General features: G+C 72.1%; 15 protein-coding genes. 10 read left to right on the top strand and 5 right to left on the bottom strand.

Features of this window, described 5'->3' with window-relative positions:
* Positions 1–26: 26 nt before the first annotated feature.
* The 3 genes from ACWDRW_RS11730 to ACWDRW_RS11720 form a co-directional block, all read right to left on the bottom strand.
* Positions 27–1691: a penicillin-binding transpeptidase domain-containing protein gene (locus ACWDRW_RS11730; RefSeq protein WP_451722287.1), complete on the bottom strand. Its 1665-nt coding sequence runs from the start codon at positions 1689–1691 to the stop codon at positions 27–29.
* 141 nt (positions 1692–1832) lie between these two features.
* Positions 1833–3452 carry a penicillin-binding transpeptidase domain-containing protein gene (locus tag ACWDRW_RS11725; RefSeq protein ID WP_451722286.1) on the bottom strand — a complete coding sequence of 540 codons (1620 nt, stop codon included), beginning with the start codon at positions 3450–3452 and terminating at the stop codon, positions 1833–1835.
* A gap of 84 nt (positions 3453–3536) precedes the next feature.
* Entirely contained in the window at positions 3537–5288 is a 1752-nt protein-coding gene (locus ACWDRW_RS11720) for a dolichyl-phosphate-mannose--protein mannosyltransferase (protein ID WP_451722284.1), read from the bottom strand.
* A gap of 62 nt (positions 5289–5350) precedes the next feature.
* Here ACWDRW_RS11720 and rsmI point away from each other — a divergent pair, with 62 nt between their 5' ends.
* The 10 genes from rsmI (at position 5351) to ACWDRW_RS11670 (ending at position 17704) form a co-directional block, all read left to right on the top strand.
* The gene (gene rsmI / locus ACWDRW_RS11715) at positions 5351–6193 is read left to right on the top strand and encodes a 16S rRNA (cytidine(1402)-2'-O)-methyltransferase (protein WP_451722282.1); all 843 of its coding nucleotides are present in this window, start codon (positions 5351–5353) and stop codon (positions 6191–6193) included.
* 171 nt (positions 6194–6364) lie between these two features.
* A complete protein-coding gene (locus ACWDRW_RS11710) occupies positions 6365–6721 on the top strand; it encodes a hypothetical protein (RefSeq protein WP_451722281.1) in 357 nt (118 codons plus the stop codon).
* Between the two features lie 33 nt (positions 6722–6754).
* Entirely contained in the window at positions 6755–7645 is an 891-nt protein-coding gene (locus ACWDRW_RS11705) for a TatD family hydrolase (RefSeq protein WP_451722280.1), read from the top strand.
* A gap of 136 nt (positions 7646–7781) precedes the next feature.
* A complete protein-coding gene (locus tag ACWDRW_RS11700) occupies positions 7782–9140 on the top strand; it encodes a ubiquitin-like domain-containing protein (protein ID WP_451722279.1) in 1359 nt (452 codons plus the stop codon).
* Positions 9141–9173: 33 nt separating this feature from the next.
* Positions 9174–10046: a 16S rRNA (adenine(1518)-N(6)/adenine(1519)-N(6))-dimethyltransferase RsmA gene (gene rsmA, locus ACWDRW_RS11695; RefSeq protein WP_451722278.1), complete on the top strand. Its 873-nt coding sequence runs from the start codon at positions 9174–9176 to the stop codon at positions 10044–10046.
* Positions 10043–10945 carry a 4-(cytidine 5'-diphospho)-2-C-methyl-D-erythritol kinase gene (locus tag ACWDRW_RS11690; RefSeq protein ID WP_451722276.1) on the top strand — a complete coding sequence of 301 codons (903 nt, stop codon included), beginning with the start codon at positions 10043–10045 and terminating at the stop codon, positions 10943–10945. The genes rsmA and ACWDRW_RS11690 overlap by 4 nt, the downstream gene beginning before the upstream one ends.
* Before the next feature lie 82 nt (positions 10946–11027).
* Complete coding sequence (locus ACWDRW_RS11685) at positions 11028–12839, top strand: ABC-F family ATP-binding cassette domain-containing protein (RefSeq protein ID WP_451722274.1); 1812 nt, start codon at positions 11028–11030, stop codon at positions 12837–12839.
* 204 nt (positions 12840–13043) lie between these two features.
* The gene (locus ACWDRW_RS11680; protein ID WP_451722272.1) at positions 13044–14861 is read left to right on the top strand and encodes an outer membrane protein assembly factor BamB family protein; all 1818 of its coding nucleotides are present in this window, start codon (positions 13044–13046) and stop codon (positions 14859–14861) included.
* A 67-nt stretch (positions 14862–14928) separates the two neighbouring features.
* The gene (locus tag ACWDRW_RS11675; protein ID WP_451722271.1) at positions 14929–16788 is read left to right on the top strand and encodes an outer membrane protein assembly factor BamB family protein; all 1860 of its coding nucleotides are present in this window, start codon (positions 14929–14931) and stop codon (positions 16786–16788) included.
* Between the two features lie 220 nt (positions 16789–17008).
* A complete protein-coding gene (locus tag ACWDRW_RS11670) occupies positions 17009–17704 on the top strand; it encodes a helix-turn-helix transcriptional regulator (protein ID WP_451722270.1) in 696 nt (231 codons plus the stop codon).
* Positions 17705–17710: 6 nt separating this feature from the next.
* Here the strand turns inward: ACWDRW_RS11670 and ACWDRW_RS11665 are convergent, their stop codons facing one another.
* On the bottom strand, positions 17711–17866 hold the full coding sequence (locus tag ACWDRW_RS11665; protein WP_451722268.1) for a hypothetical protein: 156 nt from the start codon (positions 17864–17866) through the stop codon (positions 17711–17713).
* A complete protein-coding gene (locus ACWDRW_RS11660; protein WP_451722266.1) occupies positions 17863–18795 on the bottom strand; it encodes an RNA polymerase sigma-70 factor in 933 nt (310 codons plus the stop codon). The genes ACWDRW_RS11665 and ACWDRW_RS11660 overlap by 4 nt, the downstream gene beginning before the upstream one ends.
* Between the last annotated feature and the right edge of the window lie 4 nt (positions 18796–18799).

The following is an 18799-nucleotide window of genomic DNA, read 5'->3' as shown; positions in this document are numbered from 1 at the left end:
AGCCCGCCCGGGACCAGGCCCCGGCCTCAGCCCCCCAGCTTCAGCAGCGCCGCCACGATCGGCCCCGCCGTCTCGCCGCCGTGACCGCTCGCCTGGACGACACCGGCCGCGGCGAGGTCGCCCCGGTAAGCGGTGAACCAGCCGTTCGGCTTCTTCTGCCCGTCGACCTCCGCCGAGCCGGTCTTCGCCCCGACGTCCCCGCCGACCCCGGACATCGCCTCGGCCGCCGTACCGTAGGCCGCCGTGTAGGCCATCAGCTCGCGCAGCTGGGACAGCGTGCCGGCGGACATCGTGCGCGCGGCGGTCGCCAGCTCGCGGCCGTCCACGTCGGGGGAGACCAGGTAGGGCTGGTGGAAGACGCCCGACTTCACGGTCGCCGAGACCGACGCCATGTTCAGCGGGTTCATGCGCACCCCGCCCTGCCCGATCAGCTCGGCCGCCATCTGCGCCTTCGACTGCACCGGGACCGCGCCGTCGAAGGTGGAGACGCCCACGGACCAGTTGTTCAGGCCGAGTCCGAAGACCTGCTGGGCCTGCTCGGTCAGGCTGTCGTCGTCGAGCTCGGGCGCCTGGCTGATGAAGGCGGTGTTGCAGGAACGGGCGAAGCTCGCCTTGAAGGTGCCGCCCTTGATCAGGAACTTGTCGTCGTTCTGGAACTTCCAGCCGCCGTAGGTGAAGTACTTCGGGCACGGGTGCGCCTCGTTCGCCGACGCGAGCCCCTTCTCGATCAGCAGCGAGGAGGTGACGACCTTCATCGTGGAGCCGGGCGCCAGGGAGCCCTGGAAGGCGGTGTTGAAGCCCTTGGAGGCGTTGGCCACGGCCAGGATCTCGCCGGTCGAGGGACGCAGCACCACCACGGAGGAGCGGGCCTTCTTGGCGACCTGCTCCTCGGCCGCGGCCTGGAGGGTCGGGTTCAGCGTCGTCTTCACCGTGCCCGGCGTGCCCTCGCTGAGCTCCAGCAGCGTCTTGTCCGCCGACTTGGAGCCCTTGCCGCGCAGTACCCGCAGCTCGATGCCCGCCTTGCCGCCCGCCGTCTTGCCGTACTTCTCGCGCAGCCCGTCCAGGACCGTGCCCAGCGAGGGGTACTTCGCGGCCGTCAGCACCCCGCCGTCCCGGTCGAGCGCCCTCACCGGCGGGGTCCCGGACTCCCCGGTGACCAGCCTGTCGCCGTCCTTGAGATCGGGGTGGAGGACGGAGGGGTGCCACTGGACGACCGGCTCGCCGTCGCCCTCGCGCCGGACGACGGTCAGCGCGCTGTCGTAGGCCAGCGGCTCGCTCAGCTTCTCGTACGTCACCGTGCCCTTGACGGCGAAGGGGACCTTGGCGCCGGCCGGGGTGCCGGCGGTCAGCGTGACGCCCGTGACACGGGCGTCCTTGGTGTAGCCGGTGAGCAGCTTCTTCGCGGCCGCCGCGTCGTCCGTGGCCGCGGCGGCCCCGGCGGTGTCGCCCCGCTGCCAGGCGGTGAGGAAGGCCCGGGACGCGGTGGCGACCTCCTTCGCGGAGAGCGGGCCGGTCCTGACCGGGTCCGCCTTCTCGTTGGCGGCCGCGTTCTGCGTACGGTCCCCGGCGCCGCCGTACAGCGCCCAGCCGGCGATCCCGGCGCCCGCGACGACGACCACGGCGACCGCCCCGCCGGCCAGTACGGCGGGACTCGTCCTCCGTCGCTCGGCGACGCGCCTTCTCTTGCCCACAGCCTTCGCTCCTCCGCGAATTCCCCAGGGTCCCCGTTGCCCTCGACCATCCAACGACGGCACCACCCTAGAGTCCCGTCCTGAGCGCGTGATCTCAGCCACCCCCGGCGCGCGCGGGCCGTATGTCCCGCGCGGGTCGCGTCAGCCGCCCGCCGCCAGCACGGCCCGCACGATCGGGCCCGCCGCCTCGCCGCCCCGGCCGCCCGAGACGCTCATCGCCGAGGCGGCGACGTCGTTGCGGAAGCCGGTGAACCAGCTGTTGGCGGCCTCGCCGTCGACCTCGGCGGAGCCGGTCTTGGCGCCTATGTCGCCGCCGAGCCCGGACATCACCTGTTGGGCCGTGCCCTGGGTCGCGGTGAGCCGCATCATCTGCTTGAGCTGGGACGCGGTGTTCGCCGACAGGCCCTGGGCGGTGGCCAGTTCGCGGCCGTCCAGGTCGGGGGAGACGAGATACGGCTGCCGGAAGGTGCCCGTGATCGCGGTGGCCGTGACGGACGCCATGTTCAGCGGGCTCATCTGGACCTGGCCCTGGCCGATGGCGTTGGCCGCCCGGTCCGGGCCCGCGGAGGCGGGCACGCTGCCGTCGAAGGAGCTGACGCCGGTCTTCCAGTTGTCCTTGCCGAGCCCGAACCGCTCCTGCGACTCCGCCATGAGCGAGGCGTCGGTCAGCGGCTCCTCGTCGACGAGCTTGATGAAGCCGGTGTTGCAGGACCGCATGAAGGTGTCGGCCAGGGTGGCGCTCTCGTTGGCCGCCAGGCCCGGCAGGTTCTTGAAGGTCTGGCTCTGCCAGGTCGCCGTGTCCGGGCAGGGCGCGGGGCTGTTCATCGAGGCGACACCGTTGTCGATGAGCATGGCCGCGGTGACGATCTTCATCGTGGAGCCGGGCGCGACGCGCCCCTCGAAGGCGGCGTTGAAGGCGTCCTCGCGGTGGTTGGCCACCGCCAGCACCTCGCCCGTGCTCGGCTTGACGGCGACGACGGAGGACTCGGCGTACTGCTCGACCGCCTTCTCGGCCGCCGCCTGCACACCCGCGCTGAGCGTGGTGCGCAGCTTGCCCGGCCTGCCCTCGGCGAGCGTGAGCAGCGGGGTGTCGGCGACGCCCTCGGCCGCGTGCCGGATCACCAGCTCGACGCCGGGCGAGCCGCCGGCCTTGTCGCCGTACCGCTCGCGCAGGGTGTCCAGGACCGGCCCGAGCGAGGGGTACTTCGCCTTCGTCAGCACCTGCCCGTCGCGGTCCACGGCCTCGATGGGCGGGCTCGCCGACGCGCCGGTGACCAGGGTGTCGTCCTTCTTCAGCTCCGGATGGACCACGGCCGGGTCCCAGTCGACCAGCGCCCGCCCGGAACTCTTCCCGCGCACCACCTTCAGCTCGCTGTCGTACCGCAGCGGTTTCGTCTTCCCCTCGTACGACACCTTCGCCGCGACCGAGAAGGGCACGACCCCGCCGTTCGCCTTCCCCGGCGTGATCCGCACGTCGGTGATGTGCGCGCTCTCGCCGTACGCGGTCAGCAGCGGCTCGGCGGACTGCGCGAAGTCCGTGTACGAGGCCGCCTCGGCCGCCTGGCCCTTCTCCCAGGCCGCGAAGAACTTCCCCGAGGTCTCCTCGACCTCGTCCCCGCTCGGCGGCCCGGTCTGCACGGCCGCCGGTCCGCCTCCGTCACCGCTGACCGCGGACACGATGTTGTAGGCGCCGTACCCGGCACCGCCCACCATCACCGCGAACACTCCGCCGATGACGGCGGCCTTCACCCCCTTGCCCATTGGGCTGTCCCCTCCCCGTTTCCCCGTTGGTCCTTCGCACTGTAGGGGGAGGGTGTGACAAGGGAGCCGGGAGTTTCCCGATCGTTAGACCCAGGTATCCAGCCACATCCGTGAACGCCAGTCGTCCATCGGGATCGAGGTGCCGGTGTACAGCGGCCAGAAGTAGATGAAGTTCCAGGCGATCAGCAGCACCAGGACGCCCGCTCCGGTCGCCCCCGCGACCCGGCGGGTCTCGCTCGATCCCGGTGGTCCGACGATCGCGCCGAGCAGCATCGCGACGGCCAGGCACAGGAAGGGCAGGAACACGACGGCGTAGAAGAAGAAGATCGTCCGCTCCTGGAAGAAGAACCAGGGCAGATAACCGGCCACGACGGCACAGGCGATGGCGCCCGCGCGCCAGTCGCGCCGGAAGAACCAGCGCCACAGCACGTACAGCAGGGCGAAGCAGGCCACCCACCACAGCAGGGGCGTGCCGATCGCGAGCACCTCGCGCGCGCACTTCTCGCCCGCGTCGGCCGGGCAGCCGTCCTTGCCGGGCGCGGGGGACTCGTAGAAGTACGACACCGGGCGGCCGGTGACGATCCAGCTCCAGGGGTTGGACTCGTAGGTGTGCGGGGAGCTCAGGCCGACATGGAAGTCGTACACCTGGTGCTCGTAGTGCCACAGGCTGCGCCACCAGTCCGGGAACAGCCACGACCAGTCGCTGTGTTTGCCGTCGGTGGCGGCCCAGTTGCGGTAGTAGCCGCCGGAGCCGTCCGTGGCGGAGAGGATCCAGCCCGTCCAGGACGCGATGTACGTGACGATCGCCACCGGCACGGTGGCGACGAAGGCCAGGCCCAGGTCGCGCTTGAGCACCGCGAGATGGGGGTGGCGGGCGCCCGCCACCCGGCGCGAGCCGACGTCCCACAGGACCGTGAGCAGGCCGAACGCGGCCAGGAAGTACAGGCCGTTCCACTTGGTACCGATGGCCAGGCCCAGCATCAGGCCCGCCGCCCAGCGCCACGGACGCCACCCCAGGGAGAGGGTCTCGGCGATGTGCGCGTCGGGGCGGACCCGGCCGTCCGCGTCCGCGGGCAGCGCCGCCGCCAGCCGCTCGCGCGCCTTGTCGCGGTCGACGACGAGACAGCAGAACGCGGCCAGCACGAAGAACATCAGCACGCCGTCGAGCAGAGCGGTCCGGCTCATCACGAAGTGCAGCCCGTCCACCGCCATCAGCGCGCCCGCGAGACAGCCGAGGAAGGTCGAGCGGAAGATCCGGCGGCCGATCCGGCACAGCATCAGCACCGACAGCGTGCCGAGCAGGGCGGTCATGAACCGCCAGCCGAACGGATCGAAGCCGAAGATCAGCTCGCCGAGCCCGATGACGTACTTGCCGACCGGCGGATGCACGACGTACGCCGCGTCCGAGGGGATGTCGACCTTGTCGCCCAGGGACAGCACCAGGTCGTTGGCGTTCTTGTCCCAGTTGACCTCGAAGCCGCGGTGGACAAGCGCCCACGCGTCCTTGGCGTAGTACGTCTCATCGAATATCACCGCCTTCGGGCTGCCCAGGTTCCAGAACCGCAGCACGCCCGCGAACAGCGTGACCAGGAGCGGACCGCCCCAGCCCGACCAGCGCACCAGCCGCTCGGTGAGCGTCGGCGGCAGGCCGATCAGCGTCCACACGCGCGTGCCGGGCCGTACGTACGGCGGCACCAGGCGGTCGCGGACGTCGGTTCTGGGCCCCGCCGTGTATCCGAAGCGGCGCAGCCGCTGCTGCCACGAGGGCCGCTGGTCGTGCGGCGCCTTGCCCTGCCGGGTGTCCGTGGAGTCCATGGACGAGGCTGTACTGGTCACCGCGCCATCGTAGGGAACCCTTCTGTGGGAGTCCCGCGCATGGCGCCTGCGAGGATGGAAACGTGACAGGAACCCTTGTTTTGGCAGGCACCCCGATCGGCGACATCGCGGACGCCCCGCCGAGGCTGGCCGAGGAGCTGGCCGGCGCGGACGTCATCGCCGCCGAGGACACCCGGCGGCTGCGCCGGCTGACCCAGGCGCTGGGCGTCACCCCCAAGGGCCGGGTGGTGTCGTACTTCGAGGGCAACGAGTCCGCCCGTACGCCCGAACTCGTCGACGAACTGCTCGGCGGCGCGCGCGTGCTGCTCGTCACGGACGCGGGCATGCCGTCGGTGTCCGATCCCGGGTACCGGCTGGTCGCGGCGGCCGTCGAGAAGGACATCAAGGTCACCGCCGTACCCGGCCCCTCCGCCGTCCTGACGGCGCTCGCGCTGTCCGGGCTGCCCGTGGACCGGTTCTGCTTCGAGGGGTTCCTGCCGCGCAAGGCCGGTGAGCGGCTCTCGCGGCTGCGGGAGGTCGCCGAGGAGCGGCGCACGCTCGTCTACTTCGAGGCCCCGCACCGGCTCGACGACACCCTCGCCGCGATGGCCGAGGCGTTCGGGCCCGAGCGGCGGGCCGCGGTGTGCCGGGAGCTGACCAAGACGTACGAGGAGGTCAAGCGCGGCCCGCTGGGCGAGCTCGCGCAGTGGGCGGCCGAGGGCGTGCGCGGGGAGATCACCGTCGTCGTCGAGGGCGCGCCGGAGAAGGGGCCCGAGGAGATCGGGCCCGAGGAGCTGGTCGCCCGGGTGCGGGCGCGCGAGGAGGCGGGGGAGCGGCGCAAGGAGGCCATCGCGGCGGTCGCGGTGGAGGCGGGGCTGCCGAAGCGGGTGGTGTTCGACGCGGTGGTGGCGGCGAAGAGCCGCTGACCTTCTCGGAGCCGCTCGCCATGCCGGGGTAAAGCGGTCCGGGCGTTTCGGCAAGGAACGTCCAAGGCGGTGCCAACACTGCACAGTTCACGTGCTTTCGACCCGGCGGGGGGAGTCCACTGAGCGTGAGGGGCGTGAGGCGCCCCACCAGCGGACCCCCAGGGAGCCGGTATGAGTGAGATCGCAGGGCATACCCGTCTCGGCGCCGCGGCGACCCCCGTCGTCCACGAGTCGTATTCCTTCGCCTGCATGCGCTGCGGGCACGGCTGGGAACAGTCGTACGAGATCGAGCACCACACGGACGCCGACGGGCAGGAGTTCGTCCGGTACGTGGCGGACGGCAAGGTCGTCCCCTCGCCGCTGAGCCGGCCGACGTGCCAGAACTGCGACGGGCATGTCGTACGGCTCCTGCGCGCGGGTCAGGTCTCGTCGGCGCGGGACGCGGAGCGGGCGCACGGGCCGCACGAGGAGCGGCACCACTGGCAGCTGTCCCATCTCCTGCACCCCTTCCAGCACAGGGCGAGCTGAATGCGGGGCGTGCCCCTTTCGTAGGATCGGGGCATGCCTTCCTCCAGCTCCAGCGACCGCGACAAGAACGCGGCGCCGCCGCTCCCGGAGCCCCTCCGGGTACCGGTCGCCGACTCCCACACCCACCTCGACATGCAGTCCGGGACGGTGGAGGAGGCGCTGGCGAAGGCGGCGTCGGTCGGCGTGACGACCGTCGTGCAGGTCGGTTGCGACGTCCGCGGCTCGCAGTGGGCGGCGGACACGGCGGCGGCGCACGACAGCGTCCACGCGGCCGTCGCCCTGCATCCCAACGAGGCTCCGCGCATCGTCCACGGCGACCCCGACGGCTGGTCCCGGCAGGGGGCGCGCGAGCCGGGCGGGGACGCCGGGCTCGACGCGGCGCTCGCCGAGATCGACCGGCTGGCCGCGCTGGCGCACGTGAAGGCCGTCGGCGAGACGGGCCTGGACTACTTCCGGACCGGCGACGAGGGCAAGGAGGCGCAGGAGCGCTCCTTCCGCGCCCACATCGAGATCGCCAAACGGCACGGCAAGGCGCTGGTCATCCACGACCGCGACGCCCACGCGGACGTGCTGCGGGTGCTGAAGGAGCAGGGCGCCCCCGAGCGGACCGTCTTCCACTGCTACTCCGGCGACGGCGAGATGGCGGAGATCTGCGCCCGCGCCGGATACTTCATGTCCTTCGCCGGCAACGTCACCTTCAAGAACGCCCAGAACCTGCGGGACGCGGTGGCCGTGGCTCCGCTGGAACTGCTCCTGGTGGAGACCGACGCGCCCTTCCTGACCCCGGCGCCCTACCGCGGACGGCCCAACGCCCCCTATCTCATTCCGGTCACGGTGCGCGCGATGGCCGCGGTGCGCGGCATCGACGAGGACGTGCTGGCGACGGCGCTCGGCGCGAACACGGCACGCGCCTTCGGCTACTGAGGGCCGGTTCCGCACCGGGGGCCCGGCCCTTGCTCGGTCACATCATGTAGTCGCGTCGCTTTGGAGAGTGACACTCGCTCCGCTAGGTTCTGGGGGCCCGATCGGGACCCCTCTGGCCCTCTGGAGCGTGCCGACGTTGAGCAGCAACTCGCAGTACGAGACGTACGAGGCGCCGGTGGCGTACGGCGGCCTCGACGCGCCCCCCGGTGATCTGCACAGCGCGGAGACGTGGGGGTACGGGGTGGTCGCCGGAGCCGCCGCCCTGGAGTCGGCGTACGTGGACACGTACCGGCCGGCGTACGAGGAGGCGGCGCAGGCCGAGGGGGCGCTCGCGTCCGGTGCGCGCGCAGCCGGCGGCCGGCGGGGCGCGCGCCGCAGGAAGCCGCGGTACGCCGGGGGCGTGGACCGCCCCGTGCGCCGGCTGCTGCCGCAGGCGCTGGTCGTCGCGTTCCTCGCGGGCGGCACCTCCGCCTTCGTCGCCAAGGACAAGGCGATCGAGCTCAGTGTCGACGGCCGGCCGCGCACCCTGCACACCTTCGCCGACGACGTGACCGAGCTGCTCGCGCAGGAAGGCGTGGAGGTGGGGGCGCACGACGTGGTCACGCCCGCCCCCGGTACGGAGCTCACCAGCGGCGACGAGATCGAGGTGCGGTACGGGCGCCCGGTCCGGCTCACCCTCGACGGTCAGCGCCACGAGGTGTGGACGACGGGGCGCACGGTGGAGGAGGCGCTCGCGCAGTGGGGGGTGCGCGCGGAGGGGGCGTACCTGTCCGCCGCGCGCTCCCTGCGGATCGGGCGCGCCGGTATCGCGCTGGACGTGCGGACCGAGCGCTCGGTGACGGTCATGGCGGACGGCAGGGCCCGCACCGTGCGCACGAACGCGGCGACCGTGGGAGAGGTGGTCGAGGAGGCCGGGATCACCCTGCGCGGGCAGGACACCACCTCCGTCCCGGCCGACAGCTTCCCGCGGGACGGACAGACGGTCACCGTGCTGCGGATCACCGGCACCGAGGAGGTCCGCGAGGAGGAGATCCCCTTCGACGTCTCGCGCACCGAGGATCCCTCGCTGTTCCGGGGCACGGAGGTCGTCGAGCGCGCCGGACAGTCCGGGCTGCGCCGGATCACCTACTCCCTGGTCACGGTCAACGGCGTCCGGCAGAAGCCGCGGCGGATCCGGACGGAGGTCGTGCGCGAGCCGCGCGCCCAGGTGGTGAAGGTGGGCACGAAGCCCATGCCGACCTCCGTGCAGGGCGCCGACCATCTGGACTGGCAGGGGCTCGCGGCATGCGAGTCGGGCGGCCGCCCCGGCGCGGTGGACCCCTCGGGGACGTACGGCGGCCTCTACCAGTTCGACACGCAGACCTGGCGGAGCCTCGGCGGAAGCGGTCGCCCCCAGGACGCCCCGCCCGCGGAGCAGACCCTCCGCGCGAAGAAGCTGTACGTGCAGCGGGGAGCGAGCCCCTGGCCGCACTGCGGGACGCGGCTGGACGGGTGAGGGGCGCCCGCCCGCGGCCCGTACCCTTGTCCCGTGAGCACCAGCCCCGCCCCCGACGCCCTTCTGGGCCCCGCCGACGTCCGTGAGCTCGCGGAGGTGCTCGGTGTACGGCCCACCAAGCAGCGCGGCCAGAACTTCGTGATCGACGCGAACACCGTGCGGCGCATCGTCCGTACCGCTGACGTGCGGCCCGAGGACGTCGTCGTGGAGGTCGGACCTGGGCTCGGCTCGCTCACCCTCGCGCTGCTGGAGGTGGCCGACCGGGTCACCGCCGTCGAGATCGATGACGTCCTGGCGGGCGCCCTGCCCGCCACCGTCGCGGCCCGGATGCCGGAGCGCGCCGAGCGGTTCGCGCTGGTCCACTCCGACGCCATGCACGTGACCGAGCTGCCGGGCCCCGCCCCGACCGCCCTGGTGGCGAACCTGCCGTACAACGTCGCCGTACCGGTGCTGCTGCACATGCTCGCCACCTTCCCCAGCATCGAGCGCACGCTCGTGATGGTGCAGGCCGAGGTCGCCGACCGGCTCGCCGCTGCGCCCGGCTCGAAGGTGTACGGCGTGCCGTCCGTGAAGGCGAACTGGTACGCCGAGGTCAAGCGGGCCGGCGCCATCGGCCGCAATGTCTTCTGGCCGGCGCCGAACGTCGACAGCGGTCTGGTGTCCCTGGTCCGCCGGACCGAGCCGATCAACACCACCGCCTCCAAGCAGGAGGTGTTCGCCGTCGTCGACGCCGCGTTCGCGCAGCGGCGCAAGACGCTCAGGGCCGCGCTCGCCGGGTGGGCCGGTTCCGCCCCGGCCGCCGAGGCGGCGCTCGTCGCGGCGGGCGTCTCGCCGCAGGCACGCGGGGAGTCCCTGACGGTCGAGGAGTTCGCGCGGATCGCGGAGCACAAGGAGACCGGTCAGTGAGCGTCACCGTACGCGTCCCCGCCAAGGTGAACGTCCAGCTCGGGGTGGGCGCGGCCCGCCCCGACGGCTTCCACGACCTGGCCAACGTCTTCCTCGCGGTCGGCCTGTACGACGAGGTCACCGCGACCACGTCGGCGGGCGGCCCGCGGGTCACCTGCGAGGGGCCCGACGCCGCCCAGGTCCCCCTCGACGGCACGAACCTCGCCGTGCGCGCCGCCGAGGCGCTCGCCGCGCGGTACGGCATCAGCGCGGACGTGCATCTGCACATCAGCAAGGACATCCCCGTCGCCGGCGGCATGGCGGGCGGCAGCGCGGACGGCGCGGGCGCCCTGCTCGCCTGCGACACGCTGTGGGGCACACGGGCCTCCCGAGAGGAACTGCTCGACATCTGTGCCGAGCTGGGCAGCGACGTGCCGTTCAGCCTGGTGGGCGGGGCCGCGCTCGGCACCGGGCGGGGCGAGAAGCTGCGCGCGCTGGAGACCGGCGGGGCCTTCCACTGGGTGTTCGCGATGGCCTCCCGCGGGCTGTCGACGCCCGCCGTGTTCCGTGAGTTCGACCGGCTGGCCGAGGGGCTGGACATCCCCGAACCCGTCGCCTCCGAGGAACTCCTCGGGGCGCTGGCCGAGGGCGACCCGGACGCGCTCGCCGCGGCCGTCTCCAACGACCTCCAGCCCGCCGCGCTCTCCCTCTTCCCCGAGCTGGCCGACACCCTCGCCGCCGGGCGGGCGGCCGGGGCGCTCGCCGGACTGGTCTCCGGTTCCGGACCGACGACGGCGTTCCTGGCGCGGGACCCGGAGTCGGCGGCCAAGGTGGCCGAGGCGCTGCGCTCGTCCGGCACCTGCCGTGCCGTACGCGTGGCCACGGGGCCCGCGCCGGGCGCCACCGTGATCTCCGCCTGAGGGCGTCGCCGGACACCGCGTCCGCGGCCCGCGCCCGCCGACTACCCTGGAGGGTCGATCGATCCCCCTGGGCAGGAGAGAAATGGCCGTCAATCTGGTCAATGTCGAGAACGTCAGCAAGGTGTACGGCACCCGTGCCCTGCTCGACGGTGTCTCCCTCGGCGTCTCCGAAGGGGATCGGATCGGGGTGGTCGGCCGCAACGGCGACGGCAAGACGACCCTGATCCGGATGCTCGCCAAGCAGGAGGAGGCCGACACCGGCCGGGTCACGCACTCCGGCGGACTGCGCCTCGGCGTCCTCACCCAGCACGACTCCCTGGACCCGGCCGCGACCGTGCGGCACGAGGTCATCCGGGACATGGCCGACCACGAGTGGGCGGGCAACGCCAAGATCAGGGATGTGCTGACCGGCCTCTTCGGCGGCCTCGACCTGCCCGGCTTCCCGCAGGGCCTGGACACCGTCATCGCCCCGCTCTCCGGCGGTGAGCGCCGCCGTATCGCGCTCGCCAAGCTGCTCATCGAGGAGCAGGACCTGATCGTCCTCGACGAGCCGACCAACCACCTCGACGTCGAGGGCATCTCCTGGCTCGCCCAGCACCTGCGCGAGCGCCGCTCCGCGCTGGTCTGCGTGACCCACGACCGCTGGTTCCTGGACCAGGTCTGCACGCGGATGTGGGACGTGCAGAAGGGCGACGTCTACGAATACGAGGGCGGTTACTCCGACTACGTCTTCGCCCGCGCGGAGCGGGAGCGGATCGCGGCCACCGAGGAGACCAAGCGGCAGAACCTCGTCCGCAAGGAGCTGGCCTGGCTGCGCCGCGGCGCCCCCGCGCGGACGTCGAAGCCGCGCTTCCGCGTGGAGGCCGCCAACGAGCTGATCAAGGACGTGCCGCCGCCCCGGGACAGCAGCGAGCTGATGAAGTTCGCCTCGTCCCGGCTCGGCAAGACGGTCTTCGACCTGGAGGACGTGACCGTCCAGGCGGGGCCCAAGGTGCTGCTCAAGCACGTCACCTGGCAGCTCGGCCCGGGCGACCGCATCGGCCTCGTCGGCGTCAACGGCGCGGGCAAGACCTCCCTGCTGCGGGCGATGGCCGAGGCGGCGCGTACGGAGGGCGAGGCGCAGCCCGTGGGGGGCCGGATCGGTGTGGGCAGGACCGTCAAGCTCGCCTATCTCTCCCAGGAGGTCGGCGAACTCGACCCGAACCTGCGGGTCCTGGAGGCCGTGCAGCGGGTGCGGGAGCGCGTCGACCTCGGCAAGGGGCGCGAGATGACGGCCGGACAGCTGTGCGAGACGTTCGGCTTCAACAAGGAGAAGCAGTGGACGCCGGTCGGTGACCTGTCCGGTGGTGAGCGCCGCCGGCTCCAGCTGCTGCGTCTGCTCATGGACGAGCCGAACGTGCTCTTCCTCGACGAGCCCACCAACGACCTCGACATCGAGACCCTGACCCAGCTGGAGGACCTGCTCGACGGCTGGCCCGGCTCGATGATCGTGATCTCCCACGACCGGTTCTTCGTGGAGCGGACGACGGACCGGGTCTTCGCCCTGCTCGGCGACGCCACCCTGCGGATGCTCCCGCGCGGGATCGACGAGTACATCGAGCGGCGCCACCGCATGGAGGAGGCGGCGGCCGCCGCCGCGGCCCCGGCCGTCGACAAGACCTCCGAGCGGACCGAGAAGAGCGCCGCCGACCAGCGCGCCGCCAAGAAGGAGCTGCAGAAGATCGAGCGTCAGCTGGACAAGGTCTCCGAGAAGGAGACCAAGCTGCACGCCCAAATCGCCGAGAACGCCACAGACTTCGCGAAGGTCGCGGAACTGGACGCGGAGCTGCGCGAGTTGGCGGGCCAGCGCGAGGAACTGGAGCTGCGCTGGCTGGAACTGGCGGAGGACGCGTAAGCGGTGGTGAAGGGCGCGTGAAGGCGCGTAACAGCGGTATCACGGGCCGGTCGTCCCTTGGGAACAGGGGTTGACCGGCCCGGTGGGTTGTCGGCCCCGAGTGATAGAAAGGGCCGTCTGAGAACCGTCTGAGAACAACGGGTGTGGCGGAAACGCAGCGCCACCGAGCGCGGCGCCACATCGGTCACAAGGGGGAAACCGCTGATGAGCCAGCCGCCCAACCAGCCGCCGAACGGCGGCTTCGGCGCGCCGCAGGACCCGCCGCCGCAGGGAGGTTTCGGCGCACCGCAGCCGCCGCAACAGCCCCCGGCCCAGCCGCCTCAGGCACCCCCACAGCCCCCACAGACCCCGCCGGCCGGCGCCCCGCAGCCCGGGTACGGCTACCCGCAGCAGCAGCCGGGCCCGTACGCCCAGCCCGGCCCGTACGGTGCCCAGCCCGGCCCCTACGGCGCACCGGCCGCCCCCGGCCCCTACGGCCAGACCCCGCAGCCCGGCCCGTACGGCCAGCAGCCCGGTTATGGATACCCGACGCAGCCGCAGTACCCCGGCCAGCCCCAGTACCCGGGCGCGCCCACCCCGCCGTCCGGTTCGCGCAACCCCTTCAAGGGCAAGCCCGCGCTGGTCATCGGTGCCGCGGTGGCGGCGCTGCTCGTCATAGGCGGCACGGTGTTCGCGGTGGCCGGCGGTGACGACGACGGCGGCAAGAAGAAGAAGCCGGTCGCGCAGAAGAGCGACGACCCCAAGGCCTCCGACGACCCGGTCAACCCCGGCGACGGCAGCGGCGACGGCGGCGAGGACCCGGAGAACCTCAACGAGGGCCGCAAGGCCGGCGAGGCGAAGGTGCTCTGGTACAAGTCGGCGCCCGACGCGCCCGGTTCCGGCGCCGACGCACCCGGCATGTGGATCACCGACAAGACGGCGGTGAAGGCGGCGTACAAGCAGGTCTTCGCCTACAGCGTCGGCGACGGCACCCCGGCCTGGGACGCGCTCACGCTCCCGCAGAAGATCTGCGCGGTCACCCCGCAGAAGACGGCCGACGACAAGGTCGTCATCGCGTACATGAGCGGCAGCAGCGACCGCGCCGAGTGCAACCAGCTCCAGGAACTCGACCTGAACACGGGCGAGAAGGGCTGGACGGCCGAGGTCGCCGACGGCGAACTCTTCGACTCCACGCTCCAGATCGAACTGTCCATCACGGGCGACACGCTGATGGTGGGCCGCTCGCAGTCCGGGACGGCGTACGACGTCGGCACCGGCAAGAAGAAGTGGGACAAGAAGAAGTACGGCGACTCCTGCTTCCCGGCCGGATTCGCGGGCGGCGAGAAGCTGGTCGCCGTGTCGTCCTGCGGCGCGGGCGGCAACAACGAGCACGACGAGGTCCAGGAACTCGACCCGAAGACCGGCAAGGTCAAGTGGACCTGGAAGCCCGACAAGGGCTGGCGGGTCGGGAAGATCTACTCCCTGAACCCGGTCGTGGTCTACAGCACCAACGAGGACAAGAACGCGTGGAACATCTCCACGCTGGGCTCCGGCGGCACCATCGCCTCGCAGGTCGACGTCGACGAGAGCTTCTCCCCGGAGTGCGGTTGGGCCGTCCTCCAGCGTGACCTCCGGGGCTGCACCGGCGTGGCCTCCGACGGCAAGACGCTCTACCTGCCCACCGAGGCCACCACCGGCGCCAACGAGATCGTCGCGATCAGCCTGGCGAACGGCAAGGAGAAGTGGCGGGTGAAGTCGCCGCTCGAGGAGTCGATGATGCCGCTGAAGGTCGAGGGCGGAAAGCTCATCGCCTACGTCAAGCCGGGCTGGGAGACGGGCGGCCAGGTCGTGTCGATCGCGACCACGGGCAGCGACCACAAGCCGGTGAAGCTCCTTCAGAACCCGGCGGGCACCGCCGACATCGAGGACAGCTTCTACTCCGGGGCCTACGACTGGGTCGACGGCCGCTTCTACCTGTCGACCACGCGGCTGTCCGGCAGCGACGAGACGAAGGAGAAGCTGATGCTCGCCTTCGGCAAGTAGCCGGCCAAGTGAGCCACTCCCCGGTCCCGTTCGTCCCGAGCCGTCCCCCCTCCGAGGTATTCACTCCATGACCACCCCTCCGCCTCCGCCCAACCAGCCCCCGCCCGGGGGAGGTTTCGGCCCGCCTCCGGGCCAGCCGCAGGACCAGCCCCAGCAGCCGCCCCAGCAGCCCGGCTTCGGCGCGCCCCAGCCGCCCGCCCAGCAGGGAGGTTTCGGCGCCCCCCAGGCACCGCAGCAGCCCCCGCAGCCCCCACAGGGCTACGGCTACCCGCAGACGCCCCCGCAGCAGCCCGCGGGCTACGGCTACCCCCAGGCGCCGCAGCCGCCCCAGCCGCCGCAGGGCTACGGCTACCCGGGTCAGCCGCCCACGCTGCCGTACGGCCAGCAGCCCGGCTACGGCTACCCGCAGCAGCCCCAGTACCCCGGTCAGCCGCAGGCGGGTCAGCCCGGCGGAGGCCGGAAGATCAACGCCCAGCTGGCGATCATCGTGGCGGCCGTCGTGGCCATCGCCCTGATCGTCGGCGGCGGCATCTGGTACGCCGGTTCCAGTGACGACGGCGGCAAGGACGACACCGCGAACTCCAGCGGCGGCACCGGCGGCGACAAGGGCGGCGACACCGGGGGCACCGGCGGCGGCACCGGCGGCACCACCTCCGGCAAGGCCGTGGAGAAGGCGCCCGCCGACCCCAACTCCGAGGTCCTCTTCCAGGTCCCGGCGCCCAAGGTCAAGGACGGCACGACCGTCCCCACGGTCGGCTCCTGGCTCACGGACAAGGTGTACGCCAAGACCGGCGTCGCCGAGATCGTCGGCTACGACGTCGACAAGGGCACCGAGCTGTGGACGATCAAGCTCCCCGGCCCGGTCTGCCAGGGCAGCAACCACGCCACCGCCGACGGCAGGACGGCGGTCACGTACCAGCCGAAGATGCCCACGAAGGCCAACCCCTCCTACGGCTGCAGCCAGGTCGCGGGGATCGACCTCGCGACGGGCAAGAAGCTGTGGACCAAGACCGTCGACAGCGGCACCCAGCCGATCAGCTTCGACAACGTCACCGTCAGCGCGAACACCGTGGCCGTCGGCAGCACCAGCGGCGGCGCCGCGTTCGACATCGCCTCCGGCAAGCAGCTGTGGGCGCCGAAGCCGACCGACACCTGCTACGACGCCGGCTACGGCGGCGGCCCCAAGCTGGTCGCGGTGCGCAAGTGCGGTCAGTACGGCGAGCGCCAGCTGCACATCCAGACCATCGACCCGAAGTCCGGGAAGGTGATCTCGGAGTACAAGATGGGCAGCGGCATCGAGTACGCCAGCGTGATCTCCACCGAGCCGCTGGTCGTGGCCGCCGACGTCGGTGACTCCGCCGGGGACGGCAGCGGGGTCTCCGACTTCTTCTCCATCGACAACAAGACCGGCAAGCTGCGCACCCGGATCTCCGCCCCGGGCGAGCAGTACGGCGCGACCTGCGACGGCATCACCAAGGTCGAGGAGTGCCGGCTGATCGCGGTGGGCAACGACCGGATCTACCTGCCCACCGAGAAGCACGAGGGCACCGGCGAGTACAGCGACACCAACGAGATCATCGCCATCGACCTGGCCACCGGCAAGCAGACCGGCCAGCGGGCCGACGCGGGCGACGACTACCAGCTCGTGCCGCTGCGCATGGACGGCCCGAACCTGATCGCGTACAAGCGCGGACCCTACGACAAGGGCGGCCAGGTCGTGTCCATCGACGGGAGCTCCTTCAAGGAGACGAAGCTGATGGAGAACCCCGCCACGGAGTCCGTCATGGACGTGGAGCGGAGCATGCTGCCGGAGTACGCGGAGATCCTGTACGGCCAGGGCCGGCTGTTCATGTCCGACGTCTACGCAAGCGAGATCGGCAGCCTCGGCGAGGAGGAGTACCTCGTGATCGCCTTCGGCGCGAAGTAGCCGTTCGAACGCCTGTGGCCACGGCCCCGTCCCTGTTCAGGGGCGGGGCCGTGCACTTACCGCTCATCACCCTCGAATGAGAGGATTTTCGGTGATCCGGGGCAGTTCTCTCCTGTAGGGGGAGCGCAACGTCGAACAAGCGTGTAGCTTCCGGGGGCATCCACGGGGTGCGCCTCGGTGATGTTGTGGGGATCCATTGGGGGGACTGGGGGGTTGCTCGATGGGAGTGCGGCTCATGGTGGTCGACGACCACCGATTGCTCGCCGAGGCGTTGGCCTCGGCGCTGAAGCTGAGGGGGCACCGGGTGCTGGCCGCGGCGGCACCGGCCGCGGGGGCGGCCGAGCTGGTGATCACGAGGGCGCCGGAGGTGTGTCTGCTGGGGACGGCGACACCGGCCGAGCCGGGGATGTTCGACCCGGTGGTGAAGATCAAGCGGGAGCGTCCGCAGGTGGCGGTGCTGGTGCTCGGTCCCGTGCCGAGCCCGCGGGGGATCGCGGCGGCGTTCGCGGCGGGGGCGTCCGGCTATGTCCGGCACGACGAGCGCATCGAGGGGGTGGAGCGCGCGATCATGAAGGCGCGGGCGGGCGAGGCGGCGGTGGCCCCGCAACTGCTCCAGGGGGCCTTCAGCGAACTGCTCAACCCGGCGGCCCAGCCGGACGACGAGGGCCAGCGGTTGCTGCACATGCTGACGCCCCGGGAGGTGGAGGTCCTGGTCCGGGTCGCCGACGGGGAGGACACCCGGCTGATCGCGGCCGGCATGGGCATCGCCCCCTCCACGGCCCGGACCCATGTGCAGCGGGTGCTGATGAAGCTGGGCGTCGGCTCCCGCCTGGAGGCGGCGGCCCTGGCGGCGCGCACCGGCCTGCTGGACCGGGCGGGACCGGTTCCGCAGGAGCCGCGCGGGCCGGAGTCCTGAACCGGGTCAGCCCAGGACGGCCATGCCCGCGTAGAAGAGCAGGCCGAAGGCCGTGAACCCGGCCGCGACGAGCAGGAAGAGGAACACCACGATCGTGAGGAGCAGCCACGAGCACCCCTTGCCCGGCGGCCGCTCCTCCGCGTCCCAGTCCTCGCCGATCACGCGCCCTCCCCGGCGTCGCCCCGCCGGCCCCGCTCGGCCAGCCGGAGGCCGAGGTCGCTGACCTCGTCCACGTGGCCGAGCTTGTCGGGGTTGACGACGGAGTGGATCGCCCGGACGCGGCCGTCGACGATGTCGAGGGCCATGACGCCGACCAGGCGGCCCTCGGCGTCGTAGGCCATGGCGCCAGGCTGGCCGTTGACCTCGGCGCGTCGGAGCCGCACGCCGAGCCGGGCGGTGGTGGACATGCCGTGCGCGAAGGTGCGGGCCACCTGTGCCGCGCCGCTGATCACACGGCCCCAGGCCGGCACCCGGCCGCCGCCGTCGCCGTGCAGCGTGACGTCCTCGGTCAGCAGTGCCTCCAGGGCCGCGAGGTCGCCCCGCTCGGCGGCGGCGAAGAAGCGCTGGGCGAGTTCGTCCCGTCGGCGCTTGGAGGCGTGATAGCGCGGGCGCCGGTCGTGGAGCCGGCCGCGGGCCCGGGAGACCAGGTGCCGGGCGCTGTCCACATCGGTGTCGAGGATCTCGGCGACCTGCGGATACGGGTAGTCGAAGACCTCGCGCAGCAGGAACGCGGCCCGCTGGTGCGGTGACAGACTCTCCAGCAGGAGCAGGAAGGCCAGCGACAGGGAGTCGGCGGTCTCGGCCTTGTCGGCCGGGGTCGGACCGGTGACCAGGGGCTCGGGCAGCCACTCACCGACGTAGCTCTCCCGTCGTACCCGCGCCGAGCGGAGCTGGTCGATGGCGAGCCGGGTGGTGAGGGTGGCGAGGTACGCCCGGGGCGAGGCGATCGGCTCGTGGCGCTGCAGCGTCTGGTGCATCCGCAGGAACGCCTCCTGCACCACGTCCTCGGCCTCGCTGACGCTGCCGAGCATCCGGTAGGCGATCGCGAAGGCGCGCGGGCGCAGCTCGCCGTACAGGTCCGACACAGACATCGCG

It is taken from the genome of Streptomyces sp. NPDC003635 (assembly GCF_053587635.1).
This window is presented reverse-complemented; position numbering and strand designations above follow the sequence as displayed.

Bases quoted from the DNA above. Each gene is read 5' to 3' on its own strand.
- ACWDRW_RS11685 (WP_451722274.1), top strand. From the start codon at position 11,028: ATGGCCGTCAATCTGGTCAATGTCGAGAACGTCAGCAAGGTGTACGGC.
- ACWDRW_RS11705 (WP_451722280.1), top strand. From the start codon at position 6,755: ATGCCTTCCTCCAGCTCCAGCGACCGCGACAAGAACGCGGCGCCGCCG.
- ACWDRW_RS11725 (WP_451722286.1), bottom strand. From the start codon at position 3,452: ATGGGCAAGGGGGTGAAGGCCGCCGTCATCGGCGGAGTGTTCGCGGTG.
- ACWDRW_RS11710 (WP_451722281.1), top strand. From the start codon at position 6,365: ATGAGTGAGATCGCAGGGCATACCCGTCTCGGCGCCGCGGCGACCCCC.
- ACWDRW_RS11680 (WP_451722272.1), top strand. From the start codon at position 13,044: ATGAGCCAGCCGCCCAACCAGCCGCCGAACGGCGGCTTCGGCGCGCCG.
- ACWDRW_RS11675 (WP_451722271.1), top strand. From the start codon at position 14,929: ATGACCACCCCTCCGCCTCCGCCCAACCAGCCCCCGCCCGGGGGAGGT.
- ACWDRW_RS11670 (WP_451722270.1), top strand. From the start codon at position 17,009: ATGGGAGTGCGGCTCATGGTGGTCGACGACCACCGATTGCTCGCCGAG.
- ACWDRW_RS11660 (WP_451722266.1), bottom strand. From the start codon at position 18,795: ATGTCTGTGTCGGACCTGTACGGCGAGCTGCGCCCGCGCGCCTTCGCG.